Origin of the sequence: Ramlibacter sp. (assembly GCF_035706265.1) — a bacterium.
GTDB lineage: Bacteria > Pseudomonadota > Gammaproteobacteria > Burkholderiales > Burkholderiaceae_C > Ramlibacter.
Genome location: NZ_DASSVG010000236.1, coordinates 1 through 5707 on the forward strand (window position 1 = coordinate 1; position 5707 = coordinate 5707).

Below are 5707 nucleotides of genomic sequence, written 5' to 3' on the forward strand. Positions count from 1 at the left end.
GTGCTGCGAAGGATCGTGGAAGGCGGTCTGCTCGCCGATGTGGCGGGCCAGGTCGCGCGCGGGGTCCACCGCCGGATTGAGCAGCACCGCGCGGCAGCCTGTCTCCTCCGCGACCCAGGTCGCGTAGAAGCCGCCGAGCGAGGAACCGATCACCGCCATGCGCTCGCGCGGCCACGTTGCGACGAGATCGGCCACCAGCGCCATCGCCTCCCTGGGGGAGGGCGGCAGTTGCGGGCAGCACCAGGCCACGTCCGGGTGGCGTTCGCGCATCAGCGCCTGCAGGCGCTGCGCCTTGAACGAGCGCGGCGAGGAGCGGAAACCGTGGAGATAGAGCAGGTGCGTGGTATGCATCGCACGGATGGTATGCGTCAGCTCCTGTAAGTTGTATTGCCCTACGATCTTTGCCACACTGCCTTGCAGTCAGGAGGAAAGTGGTGGCACACACCAAAGCGGCGGCTCCGCGGGGAGCGTCGCCGGAGTTGATCGAGCGCAGCGTCGCGGTGATCGTGGCGCAGGCCCGCGCGGGCGTCGGCACCGCGCTGATGATGGCAGCGCTCTACGGTGTGATCCTGGTGCCCAGCGCGGGCTGGCTGCGCTTCCTCGCGTGGTACGTCGTGTTCGCTGCCGGCATGCTGGCGCGGCAGCGCTACTTCAACGCCGTGGTCGCGCGCCACGGCCCCACCGAATGGGCGCTGCGGCGCATCGCCGTGGCGGCGGCCGTCACCGGCTGGTTCGTCACCACCTGCGTGCCGCTGTTTTCCTCCTTCCTCAGCACCACCGACATCGGCGTGCTGACGATGATCACCGTGGCCTGGGTGTCGCTGGCCGTCTCGATGCTGGCCGTGCAGCCGCGGATCTACACCGTCTACCTGGTGGCGTGCCTGGCCACCATGTACCTGGGTCTCGCGCGCTACGCCTCGACGCAGGACATGGTGGTGATCCTGCTCGCCATGTGCATCGGTGCGCCGATGATGGTGCGGCTGGCGCGCACGCTCAACCAGCAGCTGCGCGAGATCGTCGACGGCGCGCAGGAGAAGGCGCAGGTTGTGGAGCAGCTGCGCCAGTCGCTGAAGAACCAGCAGGAGACGCAGAGGGCCCGCTCGCGCTTCCTCGGCGCGGCCAGCCACGACCTGCGCCAGCCGGTGCAGGCGCTGCTGTTCCTCTCCGACATCTTCCGCAAGTCCGGCGACCCGGCGCGGCGCGACCAGATGGCGCAGCAGATCGTGCGCACCGGCCAGTCCATCGACGGCATGTTCCGCCACCTGGTGGACTTCGCGCAGATCGACGCCGGCACCATGAAGGCGGTGGTGCAGCCGGTGCAGCTGGAGCGGCTGATCGCTTCGGCCAGCTCCGGCTTCGCCGAGAAGTGCGCCGCCCGCGGCCTGCGCTTCCGCACCGAGATCCGGGGGCCGTGCACCGTCTCCGCCGATCCCGTGCTGCTGGAGCGCATGCTGCGCAACTTCCTCGACAACGCGTTCAAGTATTCTCTGCAGGGCGAGATCGTGCTACGGGCCGACTGCAGCGGCGTGCAGGCGGTGGTGAGCGTCTGCGACCAGGGCGTGGGCATGGACCCCGAGGACCTGGAGCAGGCCTGCAACGCCTTCTACCGCGGCCGCTCGGCGGCCAAGGCGGAGGCCGAGGGCATCGGGCTGGGCCTGGCCATTTCGCGCCACATGGCGGACCTGATGCACGCCACCCTGGAGATCGAGTCGCAGCCGGGGCAGGGCACCCGCGTCACCATGCGGCTGCCGGTGGTGCAGGAGGCCGCGCCGGCGCGCGTGAGCGCCGTCGGCGAGCCGCGCGCCGCGCCGCTGCAAGGCCTGCTGGTGGCGGTGCTGGAGAACGACCGGCTGGCGCGCGAAGCGCTGGCCGCCTGGCTGCAGGACGCGGGCGCCCGGGTGATCGCCTGCGCCGTGCTCGCCGAGTTGCAGCAGGCGCTGGAGGCCGCGGCCGAGGCGCCGGATTTCCTGCTGGCCGACTACCGGCTGGCGGATGGCACGGGCATGGATGCGGTGCAGGCGCTGCGGGGCCGGTTCGGAACGCTGCCGGCGATGATCGTCTCGGGCGAGCCGGACATCCGCGAGCGCGGCCTGCCGGTGCCGGTGCTGCAGAAGCCGGTGGCGCCGGAGTTGCTGCTGGAAGCGATGCAGGCGGCGCTGGCGAAGCCGCAGGCGCTCGCGCTCGACGCGCCCTCCTGAAGCGGCGGGGCTTCCTGAAGCCTCGCGGCCTCAGTACGCCCGGGCGGGCGCCGTCTCGAGGTCGCGCATGGTGAGGCCCGCCCGCGCCAGCGCGTAGACCGCCTCGGTGCGGTTGGAAACCACCAGCGCATCGAGGATGTGCGCCACGTGCGACTTCACCGTCGTGTCCGACAGCCCGAGGTCGCGTGCGATCACCTTGTTGGGCTTGCCCTGCACGATCCCCAGCAGCACCTGGCGCTGTCTTTCCGTGAGGTGGGCGCCCAGCCGCGCCCAGGCATCCTGCTGGGCCCGGCTGGCGGGCGTGCCCACGCTGAGGCTGGTGGGCGGCAGGTAGACGCCGCCCGAGAGCACCAGCGAGAGCGCCGCGTGGAATTCGTCGCTGGGGGCGGACTTCGGCACGAAGCCGCAGGCGCCGAGATCGATGCACTCGCGCACGATGGCCGGATCCTCGTTGCCGGAGAGCACCAGCACCGGCACTTCGGGGCGGCGCATGCGCACGGCGCGCACGGACTCGACGCCCTGGTAGCCAGGCATCTGCAGGTCCAGGATCATCAGGTCGACGGGCAGGCCGCCGTCGATGCGCTGGAAGGCGGTGTCGAGCGCGGCGCATTCCACCACGTTCACTTCCATGCCCGTGTTCTGCAGCGTGTGCACGACGCCGCTGCGGTACAGGGGATGGTCATCGACGACAAGGATGTTCATGGTGGGGGCCTCCCGTTTCGCGACCGATGGTAGCAGCGGGGCCGTTGGCTGGAACAGGCCTTTTGGAGGAGTGAATCCTTCTCACCCGGAGGCGGCCGCCGGCCCCGCTGCTCCCGGATAATCCGGCCATGGCCGCAGTCTTCGAGAAACCCCCTCTGCGCCGGCGCGTCAGCCCCATGCTGCAGGGCTTCGACGGACCGCTGGCCTTCGCCGTCTTCCTGCTCGCGTGCGCCGGCCTGCTCACCATGTACAGCTCCGGCTTCGACCACGGGGCGCGCTTCGTCGACCATGGCCGCAACATGGTGCTGGCCGGCACGATCATGTTCGTCGTGGCCCAGGTGCCGCCGCAGCGGCTGATGAGCTTTGCAGTGCCCTTGTACCTGCTCGGGGTGGGCCTGCTGATCGCCGTGGCCGTGTTCGGCATCACCAAGAAGGGCGCCAAGCGCTGGATCAACGTCGGCGTGGTGATCCAGCCTTCCGAGATCCTGAAGATCGCCGCGCCGCTGATGCTGGCGTGGTGGTTCCAGAAGCGCGAGGGCCACTTGCGTGCGTTCGACTACGTGGTGGCCGGCGTGCTGCTGGCCATCCCCGTGGGCCTGATCGTCAAGCAGCCGGACCTGGGCACGGCCGTCCTGGTGGCGGCCGCGGGGCTGTCGGTGATCTTCTTCGCCGGCCTGTCGTGGAAGCTCATCATCCCGCCGGTCGTGCTCGGCATCACGGCCGTGGTGCTGATCGTCGTGTTCGAGCCGACGCTGTGCGCGGAGGGGATGCGCTGGCCGGTGCTGCACGACTACCAGCAGCAGCGCATCTGTACCCTGCTCGACCCCACCAAGGACCCGCTGGGCAAGGGCTTCCACATCATCCAGGGCATGATCGCCATCGGCTCGGGCGGCGTCTTCGGCAAGGGCTTCATGCAGGGCACGCAGACCCACCTGGAGTTCATCCCCGAGCGCACCACCGACTTCATCTTCGCCGCCTATTCGGAAGAGTTCGGCCTGCTGGGCAACCTGTTCCTGATCGCCAGCTTCCTCTTCCTGGTGCTGCGCGGGCTGGCCATCGCACTGGAGGCGCCGACGGTGTTTTCGCGGCTGCTGGCCGGGGCGATCACCATGATTTTCTTCACCTACTCGTTCGTGAACATGGGCATGGTCAGCGGCATCCTGCCGGTGGTGGGCGTGCCGCTGCCCTTCATCAGCTACGGTGGCACGGCCATGGTGACGCTGGGCCTGGGGCTGGGCATCCTGATGTCGATCTCCAAATCGAAGCGGCTCGTGCAGACCTGAAGGCGGCCCCTAAAATGGGCCGATGATCTCCCGCGAACCCACCATCGAGCGCCTCGCCACCGCGCGGGCGCTGCTGCTCGAACCCTTCGGACTCGACGAAAGCCATCTCTCGCGCGCGCTGGCGGAGATCCGCGCGCACCGGGTGGACGAGGCCGACCTGTACTTCCAGTACACCCGCAGCGAGGGCTGGAGCCTGGAAGAGGGCATCGTCAAGACCGGCAGCTTCAGCATCGACCAGGGCGTGGGCGTGCGGGCCGTGAGCGGCGAGAAGACGGCCTTCGCCTATTCCGACGACATCTCCGAGACCTCGCTGCTCGACGCCGCGCGCGCCGTGCGCACCATCGGCGCGCTGGGCGACGGCGGCCGGGTGCAGGTGCCGGCGCCGCAGGTGGCGGGCAGCCGCTCGCTCTACCAAGGGCTGGACCCGATCGCCACCCTGGACAGCACGGCCAAGGTGAAGCTGCTGGAGCGGGTGGAGCAGATGGCCCGCGCCAAGGACCCGCGCATCGTGCAGGTGATGGCGGGGCTGGCGAGCGAATACGACGTGGTGCTGGTGGCGCGCGCCGACGGCACGCTGGCGGCCGACGTGCGGCCCCTGGTGCGCATGTCGGTGACCGTGATCGCGGAGCAGAACGGCCGGCGCGAAATGGGCACCGGCGGCGGCGGCGGCCGCTTCGGCCTGGGCTACTTCGACGACGAGCGCCTGGTGGGCTACGTGAACGACGCGGTGCGCGCCGCGCTCACCAACCTCGAATCGCGTCCGGCCCCGGCCGGCCACATGACCGTGGTGCTGGGCCCGGGCTGGCCCGGCATCCTGCTGCACGAGGCGGTGGGCCACGGGCTGGAGGGCGATTTCAACCGCAAGGGCTCGAGCGCCTTATCGGGCCGGGTCGGCCAGCGCGTGGCGGCGCCCGGCGTGACGGTGCTGGACGACGGCACCATCGCCGACCGGCGCGGCTCGCTCAACGTCGATGACGAGGGCAACCCGAGCCAACGCAACGTGCTGATCGAGGATGGCATCCTGCGCGGCTACATCCAGGATTCGCTCAACGCCCGCCTGATGGGCGTGGCGCCCACCGGCAACGGCCGGCGCGAGAGCTATGCCCACATCCCGATGCCGCGCATGACCAACACCTACATGCTGGGCGGCGACAAGGCGCCGGAGGAGATCGTGGCCAGCATCGAGAAAGGCCTGTACGCCACCAACTTCGGCGGCGGCCAGGTCGACATCACCTCGGGCAAGTTCGTGTTCTCCGCCAGCGAAGCCTACTGGGTCGAGAACGGCAGGATCCTCTATCCCGTGAAGGGCGCCACCATCGTCGGCAACGGCCCGGACGCGCTCACGCGCGTGAGCATGATCGGCAACGACATGCGGCTCGACACCGGGGTGGGCACCTGCGGCAAGGAAGGCCAGAGCGTGCCGGTGGGCGTGGGCCAACCCACGCTGCGCATCGACGGCCTGACGGTGGGCGGCACGGCCTGAGGCGAGGCGGCCTGATGACGCGGCCCGACGACCGTGCTGGA

The 5707-nt window shown here is 69.9% G+C and carries 5 protein-coding genes; 3 read left to right on the top strand and 2 right to left on the bottom strand.

Annotation, left to right across the window (positions count from 1 at the left end):
- Positions 1-351 (bottom strand): YqiA/YcfP family alpha/beta fold hydrolase (locus VFM98_RS08940; protein WP_325109569.1); only part of this gene is annotated, 351 nt, incomplete at its 3' end.
- Between the two features lie 83 nt (positions 352-434).
- Between VFM98_RS08940 and VFM98_RS08945 the strand changes: the two genes are divergently transcribed.
- Positions 435-2198, top strand: a complete 1764-nt coding sequence (locus VFM98_RS08945) for a hybrid sensor histidine kinase/response regulator (RefSeq protein ID WP_325109570.1) — start codon at positions 435-437, stop codon at positions 2196-2198.
- Positions 2199-2228: 30 nt separating this feature from the next.
- Here the strand turns inward: VFM98_RS08945 and VFM98_RS08950 are convergent, their stop codons facing one another.
- The gene (locus VFM98_RS08950; protein ID WP_325109571.1) at positions 2229-2900 is read right to left on the bottom strand and encodes a response regulator transcription factor; all 672 of its coding nucleotides are present in this window, start codon (positions 2898-2900) and stop codon (positions 2229-2231) included.
- A 128-nt stretch (positions 2901-3028) separates the two neighbouring features.
- Between VFM98_RS08950 and rodA the strand changes: the two genes are divergently transcribed.
- Entirely contained in the window at positions 3029-4183 is a 1155-nt protein-coding gene (rodA, locus tag VFM98_RS08955; RefSeq protein ID WP_325109572.1) for a rod shape-determining protein RodA, read from the top strand.
- 22 nt (positions 4184-4205) lie between these two features.
- Entirely contained in the window at positions 4206-5666 is a 1461-nt protein-coding gene (gene tldD, locus VFM98_RS08960; protein WP_325109573.1) for a metalloprotease TldD, read from the top strand.
- Positions 5667-5707 lie beyond the last annotated feature (41 nt).

What these genes read in the sequence shown, in the direction of transcription:
- VFM98_RS08950 (WP_325109571.1), bottom strand. Translation starts at nt 2,900, where the DNA reads ATGAACATCCTTGTCGTCGATGACCATCCCCTGTACCGCAGCGGCGTC.
- rodA (WP_325109572.1), top strand. Translation starts at nt 3,029, where the DNA reads ATGGCCGCAGTCTTCGAGAAACCCCCTCTGCGCCGGCGCGTCAGCCCC.
- tldD (WP_325109573.1), top strand. Translation starts at nt 4,206, where the DNA reads ATGATCTCCCGCGAACCCACCATCGAGCGCCTCGCCACCGCGCGGGCG.